The sequence below is a fragment of the Paraburkholderia sp. J41 genome, from assembly GCF_905220235.1.
Lineage (GTDB): Bacteria > Pseudomonadota > Gammaproteobacteria > Burkholderiales > Burkholderiaceae > Paraburkholderia.
In genome coordinates, this window is the sequence record NZ_CAJMZE010000009.1 from 153,543 (window position 1) to 179,311 (window position 25,769).

21 protein-coding genes are annotated in these 25,769 nt (G+C 67.3%); 13 read left to right on the plus strand and 8 right to left on the minus strand.

The annotated features are described in order from the left end of the window. Positions 1 to 736: 736 nt before the first annotated feature. The 4 genes from U5805_RS12060 to U5805_RS12075 form a co-directional block, all read right to left on the minus strand. Positions 737 to 1,531: a PhaM family polyhydroxyalkanoate granule multifunctional regulatory protein gene (locus U5805_RS12060; RefSeq protein ID WP_322103701.1), complete on the minus strand. Its 795-nt coding sequence runs from the start codon at positions 1,529 to 1,531 to the stop codon at positions 737 to 739. 354 nt (positions 1,532 to 1,885) lie between these two features. After that, positions 1,886 to 2,710 (minus strand): enoyl-CoA hydratase/isomerase family protein, encoded by an 825-nt coding sequence (locus U5805_RS12065; protein ID WP_322103702.1) that lies wholly within the window; start codon positions 2,708 to 2,710, stop codon positions 1,886 to 1,888. Between the two features lie 92 nt (positions 2,711 to 2,802). Continuing rightward, positions 2,803 to 3,984 carry an ABC transporter substrate-binding protein gene (locus tag U5805_RS12070; RefSeq protein ID WP_322103703.1) on the minus strand — a complete coding sequence of 394 codons (1,182 nt, stop codon included), beginning with the start codon at positions 3,982 to 3,984 and terminating at the stop codon, positions 2,803 to 2,805. A 213-nt stretch (positions 3,985 to 4,197) separates the two neighbouring features. Further along, positions 4,198 to 5,190, minus strand: a complete 993-nt coding sequence (locus U5805_RS12075) for a fumarylacetoacetate hydrolase family protein (protein ID WP_322103704.1) — start codon at positions 5,188 to 5,190, stop codon at positions 4,198 to 4,200. A gap of 231 nt (positions 5,191 to 5,421) precedes the next feature. Here U5805_RS12075 and U5805_RS12080 point away from each other — a divergent pair, with 231 nt between their 5' ends. The 7 genes from U5805_RS12080 to U5805_RS12110 all read left to right on the plus strand — a co-directional run bounded on the left by U5805_RS12080 (position 5,422) and on the right by U5805_RS12110 (position 14,399). Beyond that, positions 5,422 to 6,321 (plus strand): IclR family transcriptional regulator, encoded by a 900-nt coding sequence (locus U5805_RS12080; RefSeq protein ID WP_322103705.1) that lies wholly within the window; start codon positions 5,422 to 5,424, stop codon positions 6,319 to 6,321. A 192-nt stretch (positions 6,322 to 6,513) separates the two neighbouring features. Next, positions 6,514 to 7,953, plus strand: a complete 1,440-nt coding sequence (locus U5805_RS12085; RefSeq protein WP_322103706.1) for a DUF3108 domain-containing protein — start codon at positions 6,514 to 6,516, stop codon at positions 7,951 to 7,953. A gap of 533 nt (positions 7,954 to 8,486) precedes the next feature. After that, entirely contained in the window at positions 8,487 to 9,329 is an 843-nt protein-coding gene (locus U5805_RS12090; RefSeq protein ID WP_322103707.1) for an alpha/beta fold hydrolase, read from the plus strand. Between the two features lie 222 nt (positions 9,330 to 9,551). After that, on the plus strand, positions 9,552 to 9,809 hold the full coding sequence (locus U5805_RS12095) for a DUF3567 domain-containing protein (RefSeq protein ID WP_322103708.1): 258 nt from the start codon (positions 9,552 to 9,554) through the stop codon (positions 9,807 to 9,809). Between the two features lie 302 nt (positions 9,810 to 10,111). After that, positions 10,112 to 11,161 carry a homocysteine S-methyltransferase family protein gene (locus U5805_RS12100; RefSeq protein ID WP_322103709.1) on the plus strand — a complete coding sequence of 350 codons (1,050 nt, stop codon included), beginning with the start codon at positions 10,112 to 10,114 and terminating at the stop codon, positions 11,159 to 11,161. A 65-nt stretch (positions 11,162 to 11,226) separates the two neighbouring features. Then, positions 11,227 to 13,944 (plus strand): methionine synthase, encoded by a 2,718-nt coding sequence (gene metH / locus U5805_RS12105; protein ID WP_322103710.1) that lies wholly within the window; start codon positions 11,227 to 11,229, stop codon positions 13,942 to 13,944. A gap of 248 nt (positions 13,945 to 14,192) precedes the next feature. Next, a complete protein-coding gene (locus U5805_RS12110) occupies positions 14,193 to 14,399 on the plus strand; it encodes an acid-shock protein (protein ID WP_322103711.1) in 207 nt (68 codons plus the stop codon). Between the two features lie 116 nt (positions 14,400 to 14,515). Here U5805_RS12110 and U5805_RS12115 read toward each other — a convergent pair whose 3' ends face one another. Then, positions 14,516 to 14,842 (minus strand): DUF1840 domain-containing protein, encoded by a 327-nt coding sequence (locus tag U5805_RS12115; protein WP_322103712.1) that lies wholly within the window; start codon positions 14,840 to 14,842, stop codon positions 14,516 to 14,518. Positions 14,843 to 15,199: 357 nt separating this feature from the next. Between U5805_RS12115 and argS the strand changes: the two genes are divergently transcribed. The 5 genes from argS to U5805_RS12140 all read left to right on the plus strand — a co-directional run bounded on the left by argS (position 15,200) and on the right by U5805_RS12140 (position 21,434). Further along, a complete protein-coding gene (gene argS, locus U5805_RS12120; protein ID WP_322103713.1) occupies positions 15,200 to 16,984 on the plus strand; it encodes an arginine--tRNA ligase in 1,785 nt (594 codons plus the stop codon). Between the two features lie 129 nt (positions 16,985 to 17,113). Then, a complete protein-coding gene (locus U5805_RS12125; protein ID WP_322103714.1) occupies positions 17,114 to 17,938 on the plus strand; it encodes an SPOR domain-containing protein in 825 nt (274 codons plus the stop codon). A 161-nt stretch (positions 17,939 to 18,099) separates the two neighbouring features. Then, positions 18,100 to 18,753 carry a thiol:disulfide interchange protein DsbA/DsbL gene (locus U5805_RS12130; protein WP_322103715.1) on the plus strand — a complete coding sequence of 218 codons (654 nt, stop codon included), beginning with the start codon at positions 18,100 to 18,102 and terminating at the stop codon, positions 18,751 to 18,753. Then, a complete protein-coding gene (locus U5805_RS12135) occupies positions 18,753 to 19,541 on the plus strand; it encodes an SDR family oxidoreductase (protein WP_322103716.1) in 789 nt (262 codons plus the stop codon). Before U5805_RS12130 ends, U5805_RS12135 begins: the two co-directional genes overlap by 1 nt. Before the next feature lie 285 nt (positions 19,542 to 19,826). Beyond that, on the plus strand, positions 19,827 to 21,434 hold the full coding sequence (locus U5805_RS12140) for an ABC transporter substrate-binding protein (RefSeq protein ID WP_322103717.1): 1,608 nt from the start codon (positions 19,827 to 19,829) through the stop codon (positions 21,432 to 21,434). A 108-nt stretch (positions 21,435 to 21,542) separates the two neighbouring features. On the opposite strand, the gene U5805_RS12145 is transcribed toward U5805_RS12140, so the two are convergent. Further along, a complete protein-coding gene (locus U5805_RS12145; RefSeq protein ID WP_322103718.1) occupies positions 21,543 to 22,664 on the minus strand; it encodes a hypothetical protein in 1,122 nt (373 codons plus the stop codon). Between the two features lie 382 nt (positions 22,665 to 23,046). Between U5805_RS12145 and U5805_RS12150 the strand changes: the two genes are divergently transcribed. Next, positions 23,047 to 23,352 (plus strand): hypothetical protein, encoded by a 306-nt coding sequence (locus tag U5805_RS12150; RefSeq protein WP_322103719.1) that lies wholly within the window; start codon positions 23,047 to 23,049, stop codon positions 23,350 to 23,352. A gap of 256 nt (positions 23,353 to 23,608) precedes the next feature. On the opposite strand, the gene U5805_RS12155 is transcribed toward U5805_RS12150, so the two are convergent. Together U5805_RS12155 and fabI are read right to left on the minus strand one after the other, a co-directional pair. Continuing rightward, a complete protein-coding gene (locus U5805_RS12155) occupies positions 23,609 to 24,619 on the minus strand; it encodes a sulfate ABC transporter substrate-binding protein (protein ID WP_322103720.1) in 1,011 nt (336 codons plus the stop codon). A 150-nt stretch (positions 24,620 to 24,769) separates the two neighbouring features. Then, positions 24,770 to 25,549, minus strand: a complete 780-nt coding sequence (gene fabI, locus U5805_RS12160) for an enoyl-ACP reductase FabI (RefSeq protein ID WP_322103721.1) — start codon at positions 25,547 to 25,549, stop codon at positions 24,770 to 24,772. Positions 25,550 to 25,769: the final 220 nt, after the last annotated feature.

Below are 25,769 nucleotides of genomic sequence, written 5' to 3' on the forward strand. Positions count from 1 at the left end.
TTGTTTCACGACAATCCCGCCGACCGGAATGAACGGCGCCGCAATGGGTTCTGGGTAGCTGCTCCGTGCCTTGAACCCGGCGCCTTTAACCGCGCATCCACGCGGATCAATGCAGACAAGCGCCGACCATCACCGAAGCCGCCCGCCGCACGGACCGTTCGCGCGATGTCGCGCGCCGGTCCTGCCTTGTTCGCTGTTTTGTCCCGCTTTTTCCCCGTTAGCACGCGCCGTGGCGGTTTGCCCGCCGTGGCCGCGCGCGTCAACGCAAGGCCGGCAATGGCGGCGAGACGCCGCGAAGCGCCACGCGTGCGGCGTGTTGTCGCACATATTGCCGCACTTCGGAACCCATTTAGGAGCCCACTTACGGGCCCACTTAGGAACCCATTTAGGAGCCGCGTTCACGCCGCGATTTTGCCCGTTTTCCGGCGCGCCGACGACGCGCTTTCGCGGGTCGCACGGCTTCGCGCAGCAAGGCTGTCAATGCCGTGGAATTTCCCACAATTTGACCGGAAAAACCTTACACCATGATAGCACGCCGATCTTTCACTTCCGACGCCTGGCGCGTGCGCGCGACGCCACATCACGGAACTCGCGACGGATGAAATTCGCGCCCGCCGCACGCACGCCGCCGCACGCACGCGGCGGGCGGCAAGGACGAGGACGGGGCGTGCTTGCCACGGGTAACGGCGCAACGCGGCAACGGCCCGGCCAACGCCCGGCGGCTCGGGCCTGGCGCTCACTCGGGCTGCGCCGGCTTTTTCGCGCCGCGCGAAGTCGCGCGGCCGGCTCCCGGGCTGCCGCCGGCGCGCTTCGCGGCAGCGGGGCCTTTGCCTTTGGCGGCGGACGGCGCGGCGGCAGATGCGCCGCTCGCGGCTTCGGCGGCCGCCTGCGCGGCTTGCGCCGCCGCGGCGGGCTGCGCCATCGCGAATTGCGCGAGCTGGTTGAACTGCGTTTGCAGCAGATTCCACCACGCCGAAGCGTCGAAGCCCGGCGGCGGCGCTTCGGCGTGCTTGCCGGATTCCGCGGCTTGGGCGGCATCGGCGGCGAGTTTCGCCTCCTGCTCGCGATCGGTGGGCGTGGCGCTCGAAGCCGCGCCGAACGGCCCGAACGGGTTGTAGGCGGAAGCGGGGTGCGCGGGCTGCTGCGCGCTGTCGGCTTCGGGCTTCGCCGGATTCATCTGCGACTGCGCGAACGCGCCGAACGCCCGCAGCGTCGAGAGCGTGGCGCGCTGCACTTCCATCGCCTGGATCGCCGATTGCAGCATGCTCAAATTCAGCTTGAGCCATTGTTCGACGGCGCGCAGGTCCGTGATGCGCTTGTCGAGTTCCTCGATGCTGGTGAGCGGCGTCATCATGTCGAACATCATCGACAGCGACGGCCCGAAGCCCTGCGCCGCGCCCGGCTCGCCGCCGGGAAACGCCGCGCCGAACGGCGTGAGGCGCATCATGCCCCACATGCGGTCGAGCATTTCCGCGGGCGGAAAGCCGGGAAAGCCCGGGAACGGCGGCACGGCGCCTGATGGATCGGTCATGCGTTTTCTCCCTTGCCTTGATGGAGTTTCGCCCACGCGCGGACGATCGCGACGATCATACCGCGCGCGTCTTGCAGCCAGATTGCCTGCGTCGTTGCATACGCGCCGGCGCGTGACGGAAAACGGCGCACGCTCCGCGCCCGGCGTTTGCGTGCGGCGTTTGATCGACGTCTGGCCGATGCTGTGAGGCGTGGGACCGGCGTGGGACCGAAGTCCGATAGAAGCCCAACCGACGCTCGATCAACATTCAACCCAAGTTCGGCGGAATCTGAAGCGACGCTTGATCGCCGCCCGCCTTATCGACACTGTTCGCCCCGAGATCACCGCAAAGATCACCCCAAAACCGCCCCGCGCTCAAAACGGCGCGCCGCCTGGAAACTCCGGCGCGCGCCGCTCGCGCAGCGACTGCACGCCCTCGCGCACGTCCGGGCCGGAAAAGCCCATGAATTCCAGCGCGAGCGAAGTGTCGAAGGTCGGGCCGGCCATGCGCAGCCAGTTGTTGAGCGCGTACTTGGTCCAGCGCACGGCCGTTTGCGAGCCGCTCGCAAGACGCTTCGCCACTTCGAACGCCTTCGGCAGCAAGTCGTTGTCGTCGACGGCGAGCGAGACGAGGCCGATGCGCTCCGCCTCCGCGCCGCTCACCGGCTCGCACAGCAGCAGGTAGTACTTCGCCTTCGCCATGCCGCACAGCAGCGGCCAGACGATGGCCGCGTGATCGCCGGCCGCGACGCCCAGGCGCGTGTGGCCGTCGATGATGCGCGCGGTTTTCGTCGCGATGGAAATGTCGGCGAGCAGGCCCGCGACCAGCCCCGCGCCCACCGCCGGGCCGTGCATCGCCGAAACGATCGGCTTGCCGCAATTGATGACGTTGTAGACGAGGTCGCGCGCCTCGCGCCACACGCGCGCGCGCACGTCGAAATGCGCGGCCATGTCCTCGACGAGTTGCAGGTCGCCGCCCGCCGAAAAACCCTTGCCCTCGCCGCGAATCACGGCCACGCGCGCGTCCGGGTCGCGGTCCACGTCGCGCCAGATTTCGGCGAGTTCGCGGTGCATGCCCGCGTCGGCGGTGGCAAGCTGGCTCCGGTTGGCGCCCTCGCCGCTCATCACGATCTCGACGATGCCGTGCTCGTGCCGCCGCACGCGCAACGCCTGATAGTGCGCGTAGAAAGAATCGTTCATGAGCACCGCCTCCTTGTGTTCCGAATGCTTCGTAAAACTAACGATAAACCGATGCGCGCCATTAGATTCGCGCCATTACCCGCTTCGCGGCGTTACTTCTGATAAACCCACTTGCCGTCGCGAATCTCCACCATCACGCGCGCCTTCGCGTCGAGCCCGAGGTGGTCGGTGGCGCTCATGTTGACCACGCCGTTGGTGTCCTGCAAGCCGCGCGTCGCTTCGAGCGCGTCGCGCAGCGCGCGGCGGAATTCGGGCGTGCCCGGCTTCGCCGTCTTGAGCGCGACGGGAATCGCGTTGCCGAGCAGCATGCCCGCGTCCCACGTATAGGCGCCGAACGCCGAGACCGTGCCCGCGCCGTACTTCGCCTCGAAGCGCGAAATATAGTCGAGCGCGAGGCGGCGGCCCACGCGGTCCTCCGGCAACTGCGAAGCCACCAGCACCTGGCTCGCGGGCAGGAACGTGCCGTTGCAATCGGCGCCGCACACGCGCAGGAAGTCGCGGTTGCCCACGCCGTGATTGTGATAAACGAGGCCCTGGTAGCCGCGCTCCTTGAGCGTTTTCGGCGGCAGCGCGGCGGGCGTGCCGGCCGCGCCCACCACCACGGCGTCGGGGTGCGCCGCGAGGATCTTGAGCACCTGGCCCGTCACGCTGGGGTCGGTGCGATTGAAGCGCTCGTTCGCGACGATCTTGATGTTGCGCTGCTGCGCGGCCTTCGCGACTTCGGCGTAGAAGGTTTCGCCGAGCGCGTCGTTCTGGCCGATGAACGCGAGCGTTTTCACGTTGTGCGCGGCCGCGTGCTCGGCGATCGCGCCCGCCATCATCGCGTCGGTTTGCGGCGTCTTGAACATCCAGTGGCGCTTGTCGTCCACGGGTTCGATGATCTTCGCCGACGAAGCCAGCGAGATCGCGGGCGTCTCGCCTTGCGCGACCACATCGAGCATCGCGAGCGAGTTGGGCGTGATCGACGAGCCGACGATCACGTCGACGTGCTGTTCGTCGATGAGCTTGCGCGTGTTCTGCACGGCCTGCGTGGTGTCGGAGGCGTCGTCGAGCACGATGTACTGCACCTGCTGGCCCGCGATGGTCGTGGGCAGCATGGCCGCCGTGTCGCGCTCGGGAATGCCGAGCGAAGCCGCCGGCCCCGTGAGCGAAAGCACGAGGCCGACCTTGACCTGCGCGAGCGCGGGCGCGGGCGCGAGTGCGCCGAGCAGGAGCAGCGAAAGCAGCGAAGAAGCGAAAGGCAGGGCAAGGCGATGCCGGCGAGAGGCGTTCATGGTGTCTCCTCGTGAGTCGTTCTCATGCGCTCGCGTGCGGGATTCGCAACGTCGAGCGAGCGCGCATTTCATGCGTCTTCTTGCGGACTTGCTGGGCTTGTGCAACCGGGGATGCGCGCCGCCGCCACGTTCGGCGCGTCCGCCAGTGTAGCCGCCCGCATGGCGAGCGGCATCCGGCGAAACCCTTCTGTAAGTCTTTCGCGACAGCGCGCGTCAGGCTTCCTGCGCGAGCGGCACCACTGCCTGTTCGATCGCGCCGAAGATCGACTTGCCCGCTTCATCGAGCATTTCGATCTTCACGGTGTCGCCGAACTTCATGAATTCCGTTTGCGCCGCGCCGTGCTCGATCATCTCGAGGCAGCGCTTTTCGGCGATACAGCAGTAGCCGCGCTTCGCATCCTTGTTGGAGACCGTGCCCGAGCCGACAATCGCGCCCGCGCGCAGATTGCGCGTTTTCGCCGCGTGCGCGATCAACTGGCCGAAGTGGAACACCATGTCGGTGCCCGCGTCCGGCTGGCCGACCTTGCAGCCGTTCCAGTACACGAGCATGGGCAGATGCACGCGGCCTTCGCGCCAGTGCTCGCCCAGCTCGTCGGGCGTGACGGCCACGGGCGAAAACGCGCTCGCGGGCTTGCTCTGGAAAAAGCCGAAGCCCTTCGCGAGTTCGGCCGGAATCAGGTTGCGCAGCGACACGTCGTTGACGAGCGTGACGAGGCGCACGGCGCGCAGCGCGGCTTCGGGCGTGGCGCCCATCGGCACGTCGCCGGTCATCACGGCCACTTCCGCTTCGAAGTCGATGCCGAACGCCTCGGAGGCGCACACGATGTCGTCGCGCGCGCCGATGAAATCGTCGCTGCCGCCCTGGTACATGAGCGGGTCGGTCCAGAATTCCTCGGGCATCTGCGCGCCGCGCGCGCGCCGCACGAGTTCGACGTGATTGACGTAGGACGAGCCGTCCGCCCATTGATACGCGCGCGGCAGCGGCGCCATGCAGGCGCTGGCGTCGAAGCTGAAGGCGTTGCGCGCGCGGCCGTGGTTGAGCGCTTCGTAAAGCTCGGCGAGTTGCGGCGCGTAAAAGCGCCAGTCGTCGAGCACGCGCTGGAGCGTGGGCGCGATGGCGTCGGCGATGGCGGCGTTGCGCAGGTCGCGCGACACGACGATCAGTTGGCCGTCGCGGGTTCCGTCTTTGAGCGTGGCAAGTTTCATGGGAGCGCGGCGAACCGGGCGACAACGCCCGGCGACGCCAAGTGACGATCAGGGAAATGTATTCTACGATGGTGAATCCGCGCGGCCCAAGCGCTTGCCTCGTGCCTGCTTCGTGCCTGCCTCGTGCCTGGCTCATGCCTGCCTTGTGTTTGCTTCGTGCTTGCCTCGTGCTTGCTTCGTGCCTGCCGCCGCACCGCGCCGCATTTCCGTCTCCGTCCCTGTCACGCCTTTATGCCGCCCACCGCCCGCCCCGCCGACCTCGACGACACCGCCAGCGACGACGCCCTCGACACCCTGCGCGCGCACGAATCCGGAGAATCCGCCGACTCCCCGGACAACGGCGAGGAAAAGCTGCGCTCCGGCATCCAGTCGATCGAAGTGGGCTTTCGCCTGCTCGAAGTGCTCACGAACGAGCCGCGCGCGATGATGCTGCGCGACCTCGCGCAGCGCGCGGGCATGAGCCCGGCGAAGGCGCATCGCTATCTCGTGAGCTTCATGCGGCTCGGCATGGTCGCGCAGGATGCGCTTTCGGGGCGCTACGAACTGGGCGGCTTCGCGTTGCAGCTCGGGCTCGCGCGGCTTGCGCGCGTGGACGGCGTGAAGCTCGCGCGCCTCGCGCTCACCGAACTGCGCGACGCGCTCGACATCACCGTGGGCATCGCCGTGTGGGGCAATCAAGGGCCGACGGTCGTACACTGGCTGGAATCGAGCCATCCGGCGAAAGCGGCGCTCAAGCTCGGCGACGTCATGCCGATGCTGAGTTCCGCGACCGGGCTGCTGTTCGCCGCGTACCTGCCGCGCAGCAAGACCGCGCCGATGATCGAGCGCGAACTCGCGGGCGCGCAGCACTATTCGTACGGCTCGACGCCGCGCACGCCGGCGGCGCTCGAACGCGCGCTCGACGACGTGCGCGCGCACGGCGCGGCGCGCGTCGAAGGCATGCTGCTGCCGACCATCCACGCGTTCTGCACGCCGGTGTTCGACGCGAGCGGCGACCTCGCGCTCGGCCTCATCGCGCTCGGTCACGAAGGCGCCTTCGACATCGAATGGAACGGCGCCGTGGACACCGCCCTGCGCGAGTGCGCGCAGAAACTCTCATATGAGCTCGGTTATAGCGCGGCCGCGCGCTGAACGCGGGAACATGGGGAACGCGGCGTGCGGATCGAACCGCTTCCTGCGTGCGCCGCGCCCAATGTGTCAGAGTAGCGAAACCGGCGGGTTCGCCGCGCGCGCGGCCCGCCGCACGACGCGCTGCGATCCCGCTTCATTCGCTTCGTCCGCTTCATTCGCTCCACCTGCTTGACTTGCTTCACCATTAGGCCGATGCCCACTTCCGCCGCCTCCACCAAGGCCCGCCGCACCGATCGCGCCGATCGCGCCGATCAGAATCAGCGCCCGCGCACGCGCGCCTGGCGCTGGGTCGCGGCGTTCGTCGCGGTGACGGCGCTGCACTGGCTCGCGGCCGAATGGATCGAGCGCCATCGCGGCGCGCCGCCGCCCGTCGCCCAGGTGCGCGTGCCGGTGCAGGTGCGGCTGCTCAAGCCCGAGCGCATCGAGCGCGAAGCGCGGCCCGCGAGTCCCGCGCCGGCCGCCGCCGCGCCCCGCCCCGCGCCGAAGCCCAGGCCAAGGCCCGCGGAGGCGCATACGCTGCAAGCGATCTCGCCCGAGAAGCCGCATCCGGCCGCGCCCGCGGCGCCCGCGGCGCCCGCGCAGGCCGCGTCCGCGCCGGAAGCGGCATCGGCATCGGCATCGGCTTCGGCGGCGGCGGCGGCGGCAGGCTCCGGTGCGAGCGGGACGGCCGGCGCGGCCTCCGGCAACGGCAGCACGCCGTCCGCGCAGGCGGCGCAGGTTTCGCACGGCCTCAAGTTCTCCGTGCCGCCCTCGGGGGAGCTTCAGTACGACACGTTTTACAACGGCGTGCGCAACCAGCCCGGCACGATCCACTGGTTCAGCGACGGCCAGCGCTACGAGATGGTCGTTGCGGTCCCGCTGCCTTTCGTCGGCACGTTTAGCTGGACCAGCAAGGGGCATGTCGATGGCTTCGGGCTCGCGCCCGATCAGTACATCGAAAAGCGCGGCCGCCGCGCCGCCGATATCGCGATCTTCAATCGCACCGACAAGCAGATCGTTTTCACGCGCACGCCCAATTCGCTCGCGCTGCCCGACGGCGCGCAAGACCGCTTCAGCATGGTGATGCAGCTCGCGAGCCTCGTGCGCGGCGACCCCGACGCGTACAAGCCCGGCGTCACGCGCGAGTTCTACGTCGCGGACAACAACAGCGGCGAGACCTGGCCGATCACCACCATCGGCGACGAAACCGTGAACACCGACCAAGGGAGCGTCAGCGCGCGCCACTTCATGCGCCTGCCGCGCCACGACGGCGACAAGCGGCGCATCGACGTGTGGCTCGCGCCGTCGCTCGGCTGGCTGCCCGTGCGGCTCGTGCAGACGGAGCCCAACGGCAGCCAGTTCGAACTGGTGTGGCGCGGCGCGCTGGCCGTGCCGTCGGCGGGCGCGCCTCCCGCCGACGAGCCGGCCGACGCGGGCGGCGGTGCGGCGGACGGAGCGCCGGGGGTCGCGCCCGCGCCTTCCACGGCAGCGCCCGCGCCGCAAGAGGTGCCGGTTCAGCCGGAAGCGACAACGCCTTCGCCATCGCCATCGCCATCGCCGTCGACATCGACAACGCCATCGCCATCGACATCGCCATCAACAACGCCCGCGTCGTCGCCCGCATCGCCGCAAAACACGCCGCCCGCGCCCTAGCCTTCCGCCGGGAATGCGGCGCCCGTCACCGCTTCGCCTGACGCCGGTCCCGCGCATCCCTGAAGCCGCCAGGCCGAACGCCGCGAGCGCCCCGGCCGCCCGCGAAAATCGCGGCCCGATTCCCGGCAACTTTCATGGAAATCGCCCATACTGAGGTAAAACGGTCTGGCGGCTCATCGAAGACAGCCGCACGGGAAACCGCGTTTCGCGCTCGCCGCGCAGGGCAAAAACTCACCGACGAACCCAGCGGCGCACGCGTTCAACAACCGGCGACGAAATCAGCGAAACGCCGAATTCGCGGGCACGGCAATGCAACACCGAAGCCCGCCATCGCGGTCAACAGGGACGGCAACACTCGCGGTGCAAGAACACGGTGCGAACCGGCGCGTGGACGCGCGGTTTCGCGCAACCGACTGCAAACATCGCGACAAGCATCGTTCGCGCGCCTCGGGCGCGCGAATTGCTGCATGGCATCGAACGCGCAGCACCTCGCAACGGCTTGACTCCGGCCCCGGCGGGCGAAGGAGGCACCCATGCAAGTGACTGTCAACGGCATCGAGACGCACTACGTCCATGACGACAGGAGCGGCGGACCCGCGCTGGCGTTCATCCACCAGCTCGGCGGCGACTTGTCCATCTGGGACACGCTCGCGGGCCATTTCCGCCATCGTCACAACGTGTTGCGCTACGACGTGCGCGGGCACGGCCGCAGCAGCGTCGCCGAGTCGCCCAACCGCCAGAACGACGAGAGCGGCAGGAACGACGAGAGCGGCGGCAACGACGAGAACGGCGTCGCGCGCATGGCCGCCGATCTCGCGGCCCTGTTCGACGCGGCCGGCATCGAGCGCGCCCATCTCGTCGGCATGTCGATGGGCGGCATGATCGCGCAGCAATTCGCCCTGGACCATCCGCGCCGCGTGCTCACGCTCACGCTTTGCGACACCGCGAGCCACACGCCGCCCGAAGCGCGCGAAAGCTGGGACGAGCGCGCCGCCGCCGCGCGGCGCGACGGCCTCGCGGCGCTGGCCGACGCCGCCATGGCGCGCTGGTTCAGCGCCGAGTTCCGGCGCGCCCAACCGCATGCCGTCCAGCGCGTGCGCGACGTATTCGTGCGCACGCCCGCGGAAGGCTATGCGCTGGCCTGCGAGGCCTTGCGCGACTTCGACGCGCGCGAGCGGCTCGCGCAACTGCGCGTGCCCACGCTGGCAATCGCGGGACGCCACGACACCGGCACGCCATCTGCGGTAACCCAGGCAATGGCAGAAAGCATCCCCGGGTCGCATTTCGTCGTGCTCGACGCGGCGCATCTGGCCCCGATCGAGGAATCGCATCGCTTCACGGCGCTGCTGGAAACATTCCTCAAACAGCAGCACTAACGTTTTCGATCGGGCGGCCGTAGAACAGGTAATCGGGTTGAAGTATGGAAAGAAGCAGCGGATGGAAAGAAGCAGCAGCCGTAGCGGAAGTGGCAGTGAGTTTGCAGCCAAGGGAGAGCAGTCCAGAAAGAGGTGATGCGGGACCCACCCCTTGAATTCCAGAACGAACGCTCCATGTACCGATTCAAGCAGTCAGGGAGCACAGGAAAAAGGAGTGTCGCCATGCAGATGATCTACAACAGTCCGAACTATTGCGTAGTTGAGTTTCCGCCGCAGGACGGCCACGTCGCCCTGGGTTCCGGCGGTTACGAGATCGTCGACAAGAACTCGCGGCGCGAGCTTTTCATCGACGGCGTGATGGCGGCGCGTTTTCGCGAAGACGTGCAAAAACTGATGGACGAGGAGCAGTCGCTCGACGAGGTGGATGAATTCCTCGGGCAGTTCGACAGCCTCATGCAGCAACCTGTCGTGCTTCACTGACCGCCCGCCGGGCCACGCGCGCGGCACTCGCGTGGCCTTGCCCGATCTTGCGCGATTTTGCGTAACGTTGCGCACGAGCATCGCGCGGCGGACCTGAATCGAGCCCCGTCCGGCTTGCCGGGCGGGGCTTTTGTTTTTGCGGGCCGCGCTTCGTTTGCCCGCATGCCCTGCCGCCCGGCTTGCTCCCGATCGCGCGATTCCTTCGTGCCCGCGCGGCCGTCCCGGCGCGCAGCGCCTCGCCCCGGCTGCGGCTACAATGACGGGTTTCCCCGTTCACCCGGCGCTCGTCACGCCCGCGATCCATGAACCAGCCCGTTAAAACTGCCCGCTACACGCGCGGCGGCGCGCTCGTCGCGCAACTCGCCTCGCGCATCGTCATTCTCGACGGCGCAATGGGCACGATGATCCAGCGCTACAAGCTCGACGAAGCCGCCTATCGCGGCGAGCGCTTCAAGGATTACCCGCGCGACATCAAGGGCAACAACGAACTGCTCTCGATCACGCAGCCGCAGATCATCAGCGAGATTCACGAGCAATATCTCGCGGCGGGCTCGGACATCATCGAAACCAATACGTTCGGCGCAACCACGGTGGCGCAGGACGACTACGGCATGGGCGAGCTGGCCGTGGAGATGAACGTCGAATCGGCGAAACTCGCGCGCGCCGCGTGCGAGAAATATTCGACGCCCGACAAGCCGCGCTTCGTCGCGGGCGCGATCGGGCCGACGCCGAAAACGGCGAGCATCTCGCCCGACGTGAACGACCCGGGCGCGCGCAACGTCACGTTCGAGGATCTGCGTCACGCGTACTACGAGCAGGCGAAGGCGCTCATGGACGGCGGCTGCGACCTGTTTCTCGTCGAAACGATCTTCGACACGCTCAACGCCAAGGCCGCGCTGTTCGCGCTCGACCAGTTGTTCGAGGACACCGGCGAGAACCTGCCGATCATGATCTCGGGCACGGTGACGGACGCCTCGGGCCGCATCCTTTCCGGGCAAACGGTCGAAGCGTTCTGGAACTCGCTGCGTCACGCAAAGCCGCTCACGTTCGGCCTGAACTGCGCGCTGGGCGCGGCGCTCATGCGCCCGTACATCGCCGAACTCGCGAAGCTCTGCGACACCTACGTGTCGTGCTATCCGAACGCGGGCCTGCCGAACCCCATGAGCGACACGGGCTTCGACGAAACGCCCGCCGACACCTCGGCACTGCTGAAGGAATTCGCCAGCGCCGGTCTCGTGAACGTCGCGGGCGGCTGCTGCGGCACGACGCCCGAGCACATTGCCGCCATCGCCAAGGCGCTCGCCGAAATCAAGCCGCGCCGCTGGCCCGGCCAGTATCGCGACGCGGCCTGACCGCCGTGCCCGCGCCGCTTGCCGATCGCCCTGACACGACCCACTCTCGCTCCGGTCCCCACGCCATGACTGACCACACCCTGCGCCTTTCCGGCCTCGAACCCTTCAACGTGACCGAAGGCACGCTGTTCATCAACGTCGGCGAGCGCACCAACGTGACCGGCTCGAAGGCGTTCGCGCGCATGATCCTCAACGGCCAGTTCGACGAGGCGCTCGCCGTCGCGCGCCAGCAGGTCGAAAACGGCGCGCAGGTCATCGACGTCAACATGGACGAAGCCATGCTCGACTCGAAGGCGGCGATGGTGCGCTTCATGAACCTGATCGCCTCCGAGCCCGACATCGCGCGCGTGCCGATCATGATCGACTCGTCGAAGTGGGAGGTGATCGAGGCGGGCCTGCAATGCGTGCAGGGCAAGGCCATCGTCAACTCGATCTCGCTGAAGGAGGGCCGCGAGCCGTTCGTCCATCATGCGAAGCTGATTCGCCGCTACGGCGCGGCGGCCGTGGTGATGGCGTTCGACGAACAGGGCCAGGCCGACACATTCCAGCGCAAGACCGAAATCTGCAAGCGCTCGTACGACGTGCTCGTGAACGAAGTGGGCTTCGCGCCCGAGGACATCATCTTCGACCCGAACATCTTCGCGGTGGCCACGGGCATCGAGGAACACAACAACTACGCCGTGGACTTCATCGAAGCCACGCGCTGGATCAAGCGGAACCTGCCGCACGCGAAGGTGAGCGGCGGCGTGTCGAACGTGTCGTTCTCGTTTCGCGGCAACGACCCGGTGCGCGAGGCGATCCACACCGTGTTCCTCTACCACGCCATTCAGGCGGGCATGGACATGGGCATCGTCAACGCGGGCCAGTTGGGCGTGTATGCCGATCTCGACGCCGAGCTGCGCGAGCGCGTGGAAGACGTGGTGCTCAACCGCCGCGAGGACGCCACCGACCGTCTGCTCGAAATCGCCGACAAATTCAAAACCGGCGCCGCGAAGAAGGAAGAAAACCTCGAGTGGCGCAACCAGGACGTGGAGAAGCGCCTCGCGCACGCGCTCGTACACGGCATCACCAACTTCATCGTCGAGGACACGGAAGAGGCGCGCGCGAAGATCATGGGCGGCGGCGGCCGCCCGATCAACGTGATCGAAGGCCCGTTGATGGACGGCATGAACATCGTCGGCGACCTGTTCGGCCAGGGCAAGATGTTCCTGCCGCAAGTGGTGAAGTCGGCGCGCGTGATGAAGCAGGCCGTGGCGCACCTGATTCCGTTCATCGAGGAAGAAAAGCGCCTGCTCGCCGAAGCGGGCGGCGACGTGCGCGCCAAGGGCAAGATCGTCATCGCCACCGTGAAGGGCGACGTACACGACATCGGCAAGAACATCGTTTCCGTCGTGCTCCAGTGCAACAACTTCGAAGTCGTCAACATGGGCGTGATGGTCCCGTGCAACGAGATTCTCGCGAAGGCGAAGGTCGAAGGCGCGGACATCGTCGGGCTCTCGGGCCTCATTACGCCGTCGCTCGAGGAAATGGCCTACGTGGCGAGCGAAATGCAGCGCGACGACTACTTCCGCATGAAGAAGATTCCGCTCCTGATCGGCGGCGCGACCACCTCGCGCGTGCATACCGCCGTGAAGATCGCGCCGCACTACGAAGGTCCGGTCGTGTACGTGCCGGACGCGTCGCGCTCGGTTTCGGTGGCGTCGAGCCTGCTTTCGGACGAAGGCGCGACGAAGTACATCGACGAACTCAAGAGCGATTACGAGCGCATTCGCGACCAGCACGCGAACAAGAAGGCGCAGCCGCTCGTGACGCTCGAAGAGGCGCGCGCGAACAAGACGAAGATCGACTGGGCGGGCTATACGCCCGTGAAGCCGAAGTTCATCGGCCGCCGCGTGTTCAGGAACTTCGATCTGAACGAACTCGCGAACTACATCGACTGGGGGCCGTTCTTCCAGACGTGGGATCTCGCGGGCCCGTACCCGCAGATTCTCAACGACGAGATCGTGGGCGAGTCGGCGCGCAAGGTGTTTTCCGACGCGAAGTCGATGCTCGCGCGCCTGATCCAGGGCCGCTGGCTCACGGCCAACGGCGTGATCGCGCTGTTGCCCGCCAACACGGTGAACGACGACGACATCGAAATCTACACCGACGAATCGCGCAAGGAAGTCGCGCTCACGTGGCGCAATCTGCGTCAGCAGAGCGTGCGTCCGGTGGTGGACGGCGTGATGCGCCCGAACCGCTCGCTCGCCGACTTCATCGCGCCGAAGGACTCGGGCGTGGCCGACTACATCGGCATGTTCGCGGTCACGGCGGGCATTGGCGTGGACGTGAAGGAAGCGCAGTTCGAGAAGGACCACGACGACTACAGCGCAATCATGCTCAAGGCGCTCGCCGACCGTTTCGCGGAAGCCTTCGCCGAGGCGATGCACGCGCGCGTGCGCCGCGACCTGTGGGGCTACGCGGCTGGCGAAACGCTCGACAACGAAGCGCTGATCGACGAAAAGTACGCGGGCATTCGTCCGGCGCCCGGCTACCCCGCTTGCCCGGATCACCTCGTGAAGCGCGACATGTTCGACGTGCTGCAAGCCAACGAGATCGGCATGAGCGTGACCGAATCGCTCGCCATGCTGCCGGCCGCGAGCGTCTCGGGCTTCTATCTCGCGCACCCGGACAGCACGTATTTCTCGGTCGGCAAGATCGGCCAGGATCAGCTCGCCGACTACGCGCGCCGCATGGCGCTTTCGGACGAGGACGCGCGCCGCGCGCTGGCGCCGCAGCTTTGATGCGCGCGCCGATACGTATCGGCGGCTAGCCGGTCGGGCCAACGGGGCGCTTTCGGGCGCCCCGTTTTTTTATGTTGCGCCCGCCCGACATACGCGAACTCGCAGGATGAATATTACGCGCAGGCAATTTTTCGGCTTTGTAAGATGAGTCCGCAAGACCCGCCGTGACTGCGCGACGAAGTTCGTCAGCAGATCCTTAAAACGTAGATAGAAGCCCAATTCCAGGCAACCTCGACGGAGAAGATCGCATGAAAAAACTGATGCTGATGTTGACCGCGTGCGGCATCGCGGCGCTCGCCCAGCCGGGCTTCGCGCAGCAACCCGCCGCGCCCCAGCAGGCCAGCCCGGCGACGGCCTATTCGCCGCCCACCGAAAAGCACGTGAAAAAGCCGAAAAAGAAGAAGATGAAGAAGTCGGCGGCTTCGGCGGCGGAACCGGCGGCGGCGAGCGAGTAAGGCCCGCAACCGCGCTTTCCAGGCATCAAGGCAAAGAGCCCGCGTCAGCGGGCTCTTTGCTTTTGCAACTTATCGGGAAAACGGCGCGCGCTGCGGCGCGCCGCAGGCAAAACCGCTCAAATCCCCCAAACGATGTCGTTCTGTTCCTTGCGCGCGGCGCGCAGCATGTCGAGGAACGGAAACGCGCGCTGCGCGAGGCCCACGGGCACCTCATGGTGTTCGTGGCCGTCTTCGCCTTCGTGGAAATGGCCTTCGTGTTCGGCGCGGTCTTTCTTGTCGGTGGCGATGGCCGCTTCGAGTTTGGTGATGGCGCCGTCGAGTTCGTCGTGCGTGATCACGCCGCGCTCACCGAGACGCTTGCCGATGATGCCGAGGAGGTATTGCGCGAGATTCTCGAGCATCGTGACGTCCGGCGCAGCGTGACACTTGAAAGTAACCAGCATGTCTGTTCCCTTTATCGTTTTTTAGGACTCCCGCCCGGCGCCGGGCCGCTCGCGAGCCGTATGAGGCCAGGGCGGCCCCTGCCGGGCATCTCATTGCACATATTAGCACCTGCTAAAATCCGTCTGGACGGATTTACCCGCAGGGCGCGGCCGCCGCGCGACGGTTCGAAAGGTTCCGCCACGATCCACGCGCAGGCCGCCGCCGTTTGCTTCGTCCGCGCCGCCTGTAGCGGCGGCTCGATGCACGGCAGCGCCCTCGCCGCAGTTAGCGGCCTACGCCGGCCGGCCCGCAAGGCCACGCCTCGCGCGGCGCGCCGGCCCCCGCATCTTATTACCCGCACAGGACCTGCAATCAGCATGCTGCCCGCACAGAAACACACCCTGGAGACCTTGCTCGCGCAAGCCGTGACCCAGGTGGCCAAAGCCACCGAAGGCGCGAGCGAAGCCGCATTCGTCGTGCCCGCGATCACGCTTGAGCGTCCGAAGGTCGCCGCGCACGGCGACGTCGCCTGCAATGTGGCGATGCAGCTCGCCAAGCCCATGCGCGCGAATCCGCGCCAGCTCGCCCAGCAGATCGTGGACGCGGCGCTCGCGCAGCCCGAAGCCGCCGGCCTGATCGACGGCGCCGAAGTGGCCGGTCCCGGCTTCATCAACCTGCGCCTGAGCGTCGCGGCCAAGCGCGCCGTGATCGGCGCCGTGTTCGCCGAAGGCGAGGCATTCGGCCGCTCGCAGCGCGAAGCGGGCAAGCAGGTGCTCGTGGAGTTCGTCTCGGCCAACCCCACGGGGCCGCTGCATGTGGGCCACGGCCGCCAGGCCGCGCTCGGCGACGCCATCTCGAACGTGCTGGCCTCGCAGGGCTACGCTGTCCACCGCGAGTTCTACTACAACGACGCGGGCGTGCAGATCGCCAACCTCGCGCTTTCGACCCAGGCGCGCGCGCGCGGCCTCAAGCCCGGCGACGCGAACTGGCCCGAAGCCGCCTACAACGGCGAATACATCGCCGACATCGCGCGCGACTATCTGGCCGGCGCGACCGTCGCGGCGAAAGACGGCGAGCCCGTGAAGGGCGCGCAGGACCCGGAGGACCTCGAGGCGATCCGCCGCTTCGCCGTGGCGTATCTGCGCCACGAGCAGGATCTCGACCTCCAGGCGTTCGGCGTGAAGTTCGACCGCTATTACCTCGAATCGTCGCTGTACAAGGAAGGCCGCGTCGAAAAGACCGTCGAAGCACTGGCCGCCTCGGGGCAAACCTACGAGCAGGACGGCGCGCTGTGGCTCAAGACCACGGATTACGGCGACGACAAGGACCGCGTGATGCGCAAGTCCGACGGCACCTACACCTACTTCCTGCCGGACGTCGCTTATCACGTCACCAAGTGGGAACGCGGCTTCACCAAGGTCATCAACGTGCAGGGCTCGGACCACCACGGCACCATCGCGCGCGTGCGCGCCGGTTTGCAGGCGCTCGGCGTCGGCATTCCGAAGGGCTATCCCGACTACGTGCTGCACAAGATGGTCACCGTCATGCGCGACGGCCAGGAAGTGAAGATCTCGAAGCGCGCGGGCAGCTACGTGACGGTGCGCGACCTGATCGAATGGTCCGGCGGCCTCGTTCCCGGCCACGAAACCGCGCCTGACCAGATCGACGAAGCCACGATCCGCCGCGGCCGCGACGCCGTGCGCTTCTTCCTCATCTCGCGCAAGGCCGACACCGAATTCGTGTTCGACATCGACCTCGCGTTGAAGCAGAACGACGAAAACCCCGTGTACTACGTGCAGTACGCGCACGCGCGCATCTCGTCGATTCTCGGCGACTGGCAGGGCAAGTTCGGCGGAAATCCGGCGCATCTGCCCGGCGTCGACCTCGCGCCGCTCGCGAGCGAACGCGCGCTCGCGCTCATCGCAAAACTCGCCGAATACCCCGACATGCTCACGCATGCGGCCGGCGAACTCGCGCCGCACGCGGTCGCGTTCTACCTGCGCGAACTCGCGGCTGAGTTTCACTCGTTCTACAATGCCGAACGCGTTCTCGTCGACGACGCCGCCGAGCGCGACGCGCGCGTGGCCCTGCTCGCGGCCACGCGCCGCGTGCTCGCGAACGGTCTCGCCGTGATCGGCGTGTCCGCGCCCGAGCGCATGTAAGACGAGGCAAAGGCGCGGCGCGACCTCTCGCGCGCCGCGCAGCAGCGACATCGACGCACCATGTTTGGGGCCGCCCGCCACGCGCGAGCGGCCGTTCCAGGATTCTCTTGTTTGCAGGTGATTCAGACGATGGCAAAACCGCGCCGCATTACAAAACAGCAGTCGAAACAGACCGGGGGAACCTTTCTCGGCATCGTGCTGGGCCTGATCGTCGGCCTTGCGATCGCGGTGGTCGTGGCGCTCTACATCACGCGCGCGCCCACGCCGTTCGTCTCGAAAGTCGCGCCGCCCGCCGCTTCCGACGCGAGCCAGAACGGCCAGTACGACCCGAACCGCGCGTTGCAGGGCAAGTCGCCGGGCCAGCCCGTGCCGCAGGCCGCGCAGAGCACGCCGCCCAACACGGCGCCGGGCCAGACCACGAACCAGTCGCAGTCGTCGGGCATGCTCGACGAGCCGCAGATCGTCGAAGTGCCGCCTTCGGGCTCCGCCGACAACGGCGCGAACAACAACGGCGTGGCGGTCGCGCCGAAGCCCGCCACCGGCGACACGGTGACGAGCGGCACGGCCATCGCGAAGAAGCCGCAGGCGCCTTCGTCGGCCGCCAACCCCGCGCAGATTCTCGCGGGCAACCAGCCGCAGAAGCCCGCCAACGCGGTGCCCACGCCGCCGCCCGCCAAGGCCGCGCCGGGCAGCAACGCGGCCGCCGCCGACGCCGGCACGGGCTATTTCCTGCAAGTGGGCGCGTACAAGACGTCGGGCGACGCCGAGCAGCAGCGCGCGCGCCTCGCGTTCCAGGGCTTCGAATCGAAGGTCACGCAGCGCGACGCCGGCGGCGTGACGTACTTCCGGGTGCGCATCGGGCCGTTCTCGAAATTCGACGACATGAACTCGACGCGCCAACGCCTGTCCGACGCCGGTATCGACACCGCCGTCATCCGTTTCACGAAGCAGTAACCGCTGTTTTCGCCCGGCGCGGCGCGCGGCTGTTCCGCCGCCGCCCGTCAACGCCGGGCCGCGCCACTCCGTTCTTACGCACATGCCGGCCGGCGCACGCGCCGCCCGCTCGAAGCCAGATGACCGGCCGCCCGATCTTGCCCTGTGGGAATCCCAACGCCATGAAACGACTTATCGGAACCCTTCTGCTCTCGCTCTCCCTCGCCGCCGGCGCGGCGCACGCCTCGCCCAGCGCGCCCGTCGCGGGCAAGGAATACACGGTCCTCAAGACGCCGCAGCCGCTCGACGTGCCCGCCGGCAAGATCGAGGTGATCGAATTCTTCTGGTACGGCTGCCCGCACTGCAACGCGTTCGACCCGACGCTCGAAGCCTGGATCAAGAAGCAAGGCCCCGACGTCGTGTTCAAGCGCGTGCCGGTGGCGTTCCGTGACGATTTCATCCCGCATTCGAAGCTCTATTACGCGCTCGACGCGCTCGGCCTCGCGCAAAAGCTCACGCCCGCCGTGTTCCACGAAATCCACGTGAACAAGAACTACCTGCTCACGCCGGAAGACCAGGCGAAGTTCCTGCAAACCCAGGGCGTCGATCCGAAGAAGTTCATGGACGCGTACAACTCGTTCTCGACGCAAAGCGCGCTGCAACGCGACAAGGCGCTGCTCGACGCGTACAAGATCGACGGCGTGCCGACCATCGCGATCCAGGGCAAGTACGAAACCGGCCCGGCCATGATGCAGATGGGCGAGCAGCAGGCGCTGCCCGCCACGGTGCAAGTGATGGACTTCATCGTTTCGCAGATCCGCGCGAAGAAGATGTAATGCGCAGCCCAACGGGCGGCGCGCCGCTGAAGGTCTTCATCACCGGCGCGTCGAGCGGTATCGGCGCCGCGCTCGCCGCCGAATACGCGCGGCGCGGCGCCGTTCTCGGGCTGGTCGCGCGCCGCGCCGACGCCCTCGCCGCTCTGCGGCAGGCTCATCCCGATCGCGCGATCGACTTCTATGCCGCCGACGTGCGCGACGCCGGCGCGCTCGCCGCCGCCGCGCGCGACTTCATCGCGAAACACGGCTTGCCCGACGTCGTGATCGCCAACGCGGGCGTGAGCCGCGGCGCGCTCACGGGCGAAGGCGAACTCGCCACCTTCCGCGACGTGATGGACACCAACTACTTCGGCATGGTCGCCACCTTCGAGCCGTTCGCGGCGCAGATGGCGAAGGCGCGGCGCGGCACGCTCGCCGGCATTGCGAGCGTCGCGGGCGTGCGCGGGTTGCCCGGCTCGGGGGCGTACAGCGCGTCCAAGGCCGCGGCGCTCGCCTATCTCGAAGCGCTGCGCGTGGAAATGCGGCCGCACCGCGTGCCCGTCGTGACCATCGCGCCCGGCTATATCCGCACGCCGATGACGGCGAACAATCCCTACCGCATGCCCTTCCTCATGGACGCCGACCGCTTCGCCGCGAAAACGGCCGACGCCATCGCGCGCGGCGCTTCGTTTGCGGTTTTTCCGTGGCCGATGCGCGTGGTCGCCATGCTGTTGCGCGCGCTGCCACGCTGGCTTTACGACTTCGCGTTCGTGAAGGCGCCCCGCAAGCCGCGCTCGGCCGGGCACTAGCGGCAATCCGCGCGCCATATCGGTATCTGGAATAAATGGTTGTCCCGGCAATTTCCCTTCAGTAAGCTTGCCTGATCCGGGCGCCTGGGCACAGCGGATCGCCGGATCGCCGCTTGGGCGTTTTGCCCGATGCCGGCGAAACCCCGCTCAAGCTCAGGCAGCACCACGCAGCACCAGACAACGCCACGCAACGCCCGCAACACCACGCAAGAAGGCACCATGCGGCAACCGAACAGGCAGCGGCCTGGCGGGTGCCGCCCGTCACCGAAGAACCACGGAGATCCCATGCGCTTCACCCCGCCCGCCCTCGTGCTCGCGACCGCGCTCGGCGCCGCGTGCGCCTTCGCGTCCGCGCCCGCGTTCGCCAAACCGCTGACGGTCTGCACCGAGTCGAGTCCCGACGGTTTCGACGTCGTGCAGTTCAACTCGCTCGTCACCACCAACGCTTCGGCCGACGTCATCTTCAATTCGCTCGTCTCCTACGACGAAGCGCGGAAGAAAGTCGTGCCCGCGCTCGCGCAGAAGTGGGACGTGAGCGCCGACGGCCTCACCTACACGTTCCATCTGCGCCCGAACGTGCAGTTCCAGACCACGGAATGGTTCAAGCCCACGCGCACGCTGAACGCCGACGACGTGGTGTTCACCTTCGCGCGCATGCTCGACGCGAACAATCCGTGGCACAAGGTGGCGGGGCCGAGCGGCTTTCCGCATGCGCAGTCGATGGGGCTCGTGAAACTCGTGAAGAGCGTGACCAAGGTCGACGCGAACACGGTGAAGTTCGAACTCAACGAGCCCAACGCCACCTTCCTCTCGATCCTCACGATGGGCTTCGCGTCCATCTATTCGGCCGAATACGCCGATCAGCTTCTGAAGGCGGGCAAGCAGGTCGATCTCAACGCGAAGCCGGTGGGCACGGGTCCGTTCGCGCTCAAGAGCTACACCAAGGACGCCGTGATTCGCTACGACGTGAACCCGACCTACTGGGGGCCGAAGCCGAAGGTCGATCGCCTGATTTACGCGATCACGCCCGACGCCGCCGTGCGCGCGCAGAAGGTGAAGGCGGGCGAATGCCAGATCGCGCTGTCGCCCAAGCCGCAGGACGTGGCCGACGCGAAAAAGGACAAGTCGCTCAAGGTGGTCGAAACGCCCGCGTTCATGACGGCGTTCGTCGCGCTCAACACGCAGAAAAAGCCGCTCGACAACCCGAAGGTGCGCCAGGCGCTGAACCTCGCGTTCGACCGCGCGACGTATCTCAAGACCGTGTTCGACAACACGGCCACGGCCGCGTCGAACCCGTGGCCGCCCACCGCCTGGGGCTTCGACAAATCGGTTCAGGCGTATCCGTACGACCCGGCGAAGGCGAAGCAACTGCTCGCCGAAGCCGGCGTGCCGAACGGTTTTGCCACCACGATCTGGGTGCGCCCGAACGGCAGCGTGCTCAATCCTAACCCGCGCGCGGGCGCCGAATTGCTGCAAGCGGATTTCGCGAAGATCGGCGTGAAGGCCCAGATCAAGGTGATCGAATGGGGCGAGCTGATCAAGGAAGCCAAGCAAGGCCAGCACGACACGCTGTTCATGGGCTGGGCGGGCGACAACGGCGACCCCGACAACTATCTCTCGCCGCTCTTTAGCTGCAACGCGGTGCAGTCGGGCATCAACTTCGCGCGCTACTGCGATCCGAAGCTCGACAAGCTCATCGCCGACGGCAAGGCCACCGCCGATCAAGCCAAACGCACGCAGCTTTACGACGCCGCGCAGAAGATCATCCACGACGAGGCGCTGTGGATTCCGCTCGGCTACCCGACCGCCTCGGCCATCACGCGCACCAACGTGAGCGGCTATCAGGTGAGCCCGTTCGGCCGCCAGAACTTCGGCAACGTGGCGGTGCAGTAAGCCGTTACCGCCGCGCGATCGCCGGCGCTCGCACGCCGACAAAAAGCCGGGCGCAGCCGGGCGCTTGCCGCCCGGCTTTTTTATGCGCCGTCGCTCGTGAGCGCGCGCTTACGCGACCAGCGCGCGGGCGGGCGCCGTCTCCCGCATGGCATGGCGCGCGGTTGGGCGCAGCAGCGTTTCCCAGGCGCGCTTCGGCATGACGTCCTCGCCGAGCGCGCTGTGCATCGACAGGTTCGTCACGCTCACGCCGCGCCGCCGCAGCAGCGCGGCCGCGTGCCGGAACGAAGGCGCGATCACGTCGCGCAAGTGCGCGTCGAGCTGGCTCGCCTGCATCGCGCCCGGCTGCTCGTAGAAGCGCGGCGTGCGCGCGGCATCGACGAGATCGAGGCCATGCACGTAGATGTCGCTGAAACCGAGCGACGCCAGCACCTGCAAGCCCGTGTACGCGACCGTGCGCCCTTCGAACACGCCGCGCCGGATGTCGAGGCTGAAGCCGAGCGTGCGCCGCGCGTCGAACCAGGCGAGCGCCGCGGCGTCGCGCGCGGCCAGCAGTTGCGCATCCAGTTGTTCGGTGGTGAGCGCGCTTCGGCCGGCCGGGAACAGCATCTCGTCGAGCAGGAACACGCGGCAGCGCATGCGCGAAGGCGCGCAGCGCTGCGCGATGTGCCACATGACGCAGGGCGTCGCGAACAGCGTAAGCGGCTCGGCGACGATCTGATCGACGAGTTCGCCGTGATTGCGCACGAAACCGGCATCGACGATGCAGTAATAATCGAAACGCACGTCGAACCTGCGCCGCAGCGCGATCGCGCCGTTCACGCCCATCGCGCGCCGCATGTCGAGCGCCTCGTAGTCGATGCCGTTGATCGACGGCCCCGTGGCGATCAGGTGGCATTCGCCGTTGTCGCTGAAGGTGCCGGCCTTGCGGCCCGCCGCCATCGGCATGCCGTTCACGCACGGCACGCGCTCGCCGCGAATGCGCATGCCCGCGAGACGCCCGGCTTCGTCGCGCTCGATCGACACGCCGAACCCGAGCCGCTCGTTGTGCTGGTACGCGCGCGAATGCGTGTAGCGATAAAGCAGCTTGAACAACGTGTTGCGGGCGCGCTTGAGCGGCTTGAGCGGCTTGAGTGGCGTGAGCGGCGTGGGCGCGTGCGGACGCGGCGGGCTCGGCTCGCTGCGCGCGGCGGACTCGCGCACGGGCCGAATGGCCTGGACTTCGGAAATCATCGACAAACCCCGTATCGAATCGAAGCCGCTCGCGTGGCGCCTTCGTTATTGAAGGGCGAGTCTAAATTTCGTGTTCGTTACAAGGGTTACGAGACAGGCCCGCAAGATTACGCACGTTTACAGGAGACGCTTAAAACGAGGCGCGACGGGCCGCGTGAAAGGGGTGGTAATCATTACAGCGCTTCGCCGACGATATCGAATTGCAACGGCGCGCGCGCGGGCCAGCGCCGCGAAGCCGCGCCGCGCGGCCCTCGCGCCCGAATCGGCGGCGCGCGCCGCGTAAGATTCGCGCGCACATTGTTGCAGTTTGGTAACTCAAGCCGGCGCGCGCGCCGCTACATTGAATCCATCGCAACGCCATCTCTCAACGAAGGGGGCACACATGAAAACGAAACTCTTTGCCGCACTGGGCGCCGGCGCCCTGGTTCTCGCCGCTTCGCAAACCGCCATGGCCGGCGTCGCGGTGGGCTTGAACATCGGCGTGCCCGCTCCGGTTTATGTGGCGCCCGCGCCGGTGTACGCGCCGCCGCCCGTTTATGTCGCGCCGCGCCCGGTTTATGTGGCGCCGCCGCCGGTGCGCGTCGCATACGCGCCGGCTGTCGTGATCGGCTGGCACGGCGACCGCTACTGGGACGGCCACCGCTGGTACGGCCGCCGCGAATGGAACGCGCATCGCCGCTGGTATTGAGGCGCGCTGGTTCTGACGTGCGCTCCTATCGACGTGCGCTGGTATTGACGCGCGCCGATTCTGACGTGCGTTGCTATTGACGTGCGCCCGGGCGTCGAGCGCCTGCGCCGCGGAAGTACACGCGATCGCCCCACAAGCCGCGCCGCCGCCGTGCCGCCGTGCCGCCGTGCCAAAACAAAACGCCTCACAGAAAACCTGCGAGGCGTTTTTCATGCGCGCCCGGCTTGACCGGGATGCGTTGCGCCGCCGAAACGCGCTACTTGCGATCCGCGACGATCTGGTCGTAGGTGCCGCCGTCGGCGAAATGCGTGGCTTGCGCCTTCTGCCAGCTACCGAACACCTGCTCGACGGTGAAGGTCTTGATCGGCTTGAACTCGCTCGCGTGCTTCGCGAGCACCTGCGCATTGCGCGGCCGCAGATGATGTTCGGCGATGATCTCCTGCGCCGCCGGCGTCCAGAGATAGTCGAGATAGGCCTGCGCGACCTTGCGCGTGCCGCGCTTGTCCACGACCTTGTCGACGATCGTGACGGGCGGCTCCGCGAGCAGGCTCACCGAGGGATACACGGGTTCGAAGTCCTTCGCGTCCCCGCCCGTGACGATCAGGTTCACCTCGTTTTCGAACGTCACGAGCACGTCGCCGATCCCGCGCTGCGTGAACGTCGTGGTCGCGCCGCGCCCGCCCGCGTCCAGCACCGGCACGTTCTTGATGAGCGCGCGCTCGAAGTCGAGCGCCTGCGCGTCGGTCGCGCCCTGCTGCTTGCGGTAGCCCCACGCCGCGAGATACGCGTAGCGGCCGTTGCCCGAGGTTTTCGGATTGGCGATCACGACCTGCACGCCCGGCTTCGCGAGATCGTCCCAGTCCTTGATGTGCTTCGGGTTGCCCTTGCGCACGAGGAAAACCATCGTCGTGGTGTAGGGCGCGCTCGCGTCCGGCAGGCGCGTGCGCCAGTTCGCGGGCACGAGATGGCCGCGCTCGGCGAGCAGGTCGATGTCGTTGGGCTGGTTCATCGTCACGACGTCGGCCTGCAAGCCTTGCAGCACCGAAAGCGCCTGCGCGCTCGAGGCGCCGTGCGACTGCCGGATCGACACCGTTTCGCCGCCCTTCTTCTGGTAGTCGGCGATAAAGCTCGCGTCGATGTCCTTGTACAGCTCGCGCGTCACGTCGTACGAGACGTTGAGCAGCGACGTTTCGGCGTGCGCCGCCGTCACCGTCAACGCGATGATGCCCGCGCCGAGCCAGCGCGCCGTGCGTCCCAAACCTGCCATGGTGATCCCCGTTTTCGTTGAATGGCGTGGCGGCCTGCCCGCGAGAACGCTCAGGAGACCGAACGCCCGATTCTAGCGAGCCGGCGAAAACGGATTAGATGGATGTGAAATATGCATATGCCGGCGCCTCGCGTCATGCGGCGCCGCGCGTCACGCCATGATGTGCGCGCCGCCGTCGATATACACCGTGTTGCCGCTCATGCGGCGCGCGTAGCGCGTGGCGAGGTACGCGGTGGCGTAGCCCACGTCCATGATGTCGACGAGTTCGCCGAGCGGCGCGCGATCCACGGCGTCGGCGAGCATGCGGTCGAAGTCGGGCAGGCCCGAGGCCGCGCGCGTCTTGAGCGGTCCCGGCGAAATGGCGTGAACGCGAATGCCGAGCGGCCCGAGTTCGTAGGCGAGATAGCGGCACGACGCTTCGAGCGCCGCTTTCACCGGTCCCATGAGGTTGTAGCTGGGCACGACGCGGTTCGCGCCGTCGTAGCTCATCGCGAACAGCGTGCCGCCGTGCGGCATGAGCGGCGCGGCGCGCTGCGCCATGCGAATGAACGAATGGCACGAGATATCCATGGCCCGGGCGAATCCTTGCGCCGACGATTCGAGCAGGCCGCCTTGCAAGTCGGCCCTGGGCGCGTAGGCGATCGAGTGCAGCGCGATGTCGAGCGTGCCCCAGGTCGCGCGCACGGCGTCGAATACGGCGTCGAGCTGCGCGTCGTCCTCCACGTCGAGCGGCAGCAGCAACTGCGCGCCCAGCTCGTTCGCGAGCGGTTCGACGTAGGGCTTCGCCTTGTCGTTGAGATAGGTGAGCGCGAGTTGCGCGCCGAGATCGGCGAACGCGCGCGCGCAGCCGTAGGCGATGGATTCGGCGTTCGCGACGCCCGTCACGAGCGCGCGCATGCCGGCAAGCGGCCGGTCGGGAAGTGTCTGCATGGCTGACCTCGCTGGGGTGGTTATGCGGACGGCTGCGCGGGTTGAGGCGTGGGTTTGCGCGTGGTTCGGTGCGTTGGCTTCGGCGCTTGGGTTTCGGCGCTTGGGTTTCGGCGCTTGGGCTTCGGTGCTTGGGCTTCGGTGCTTGGGCTTCGGTGCTTGGGCTTCGGTGCTTGGGCGTGGCTCGCTGTTTCGGCGTTTGACGCGTTACTGGCGGCGTTGC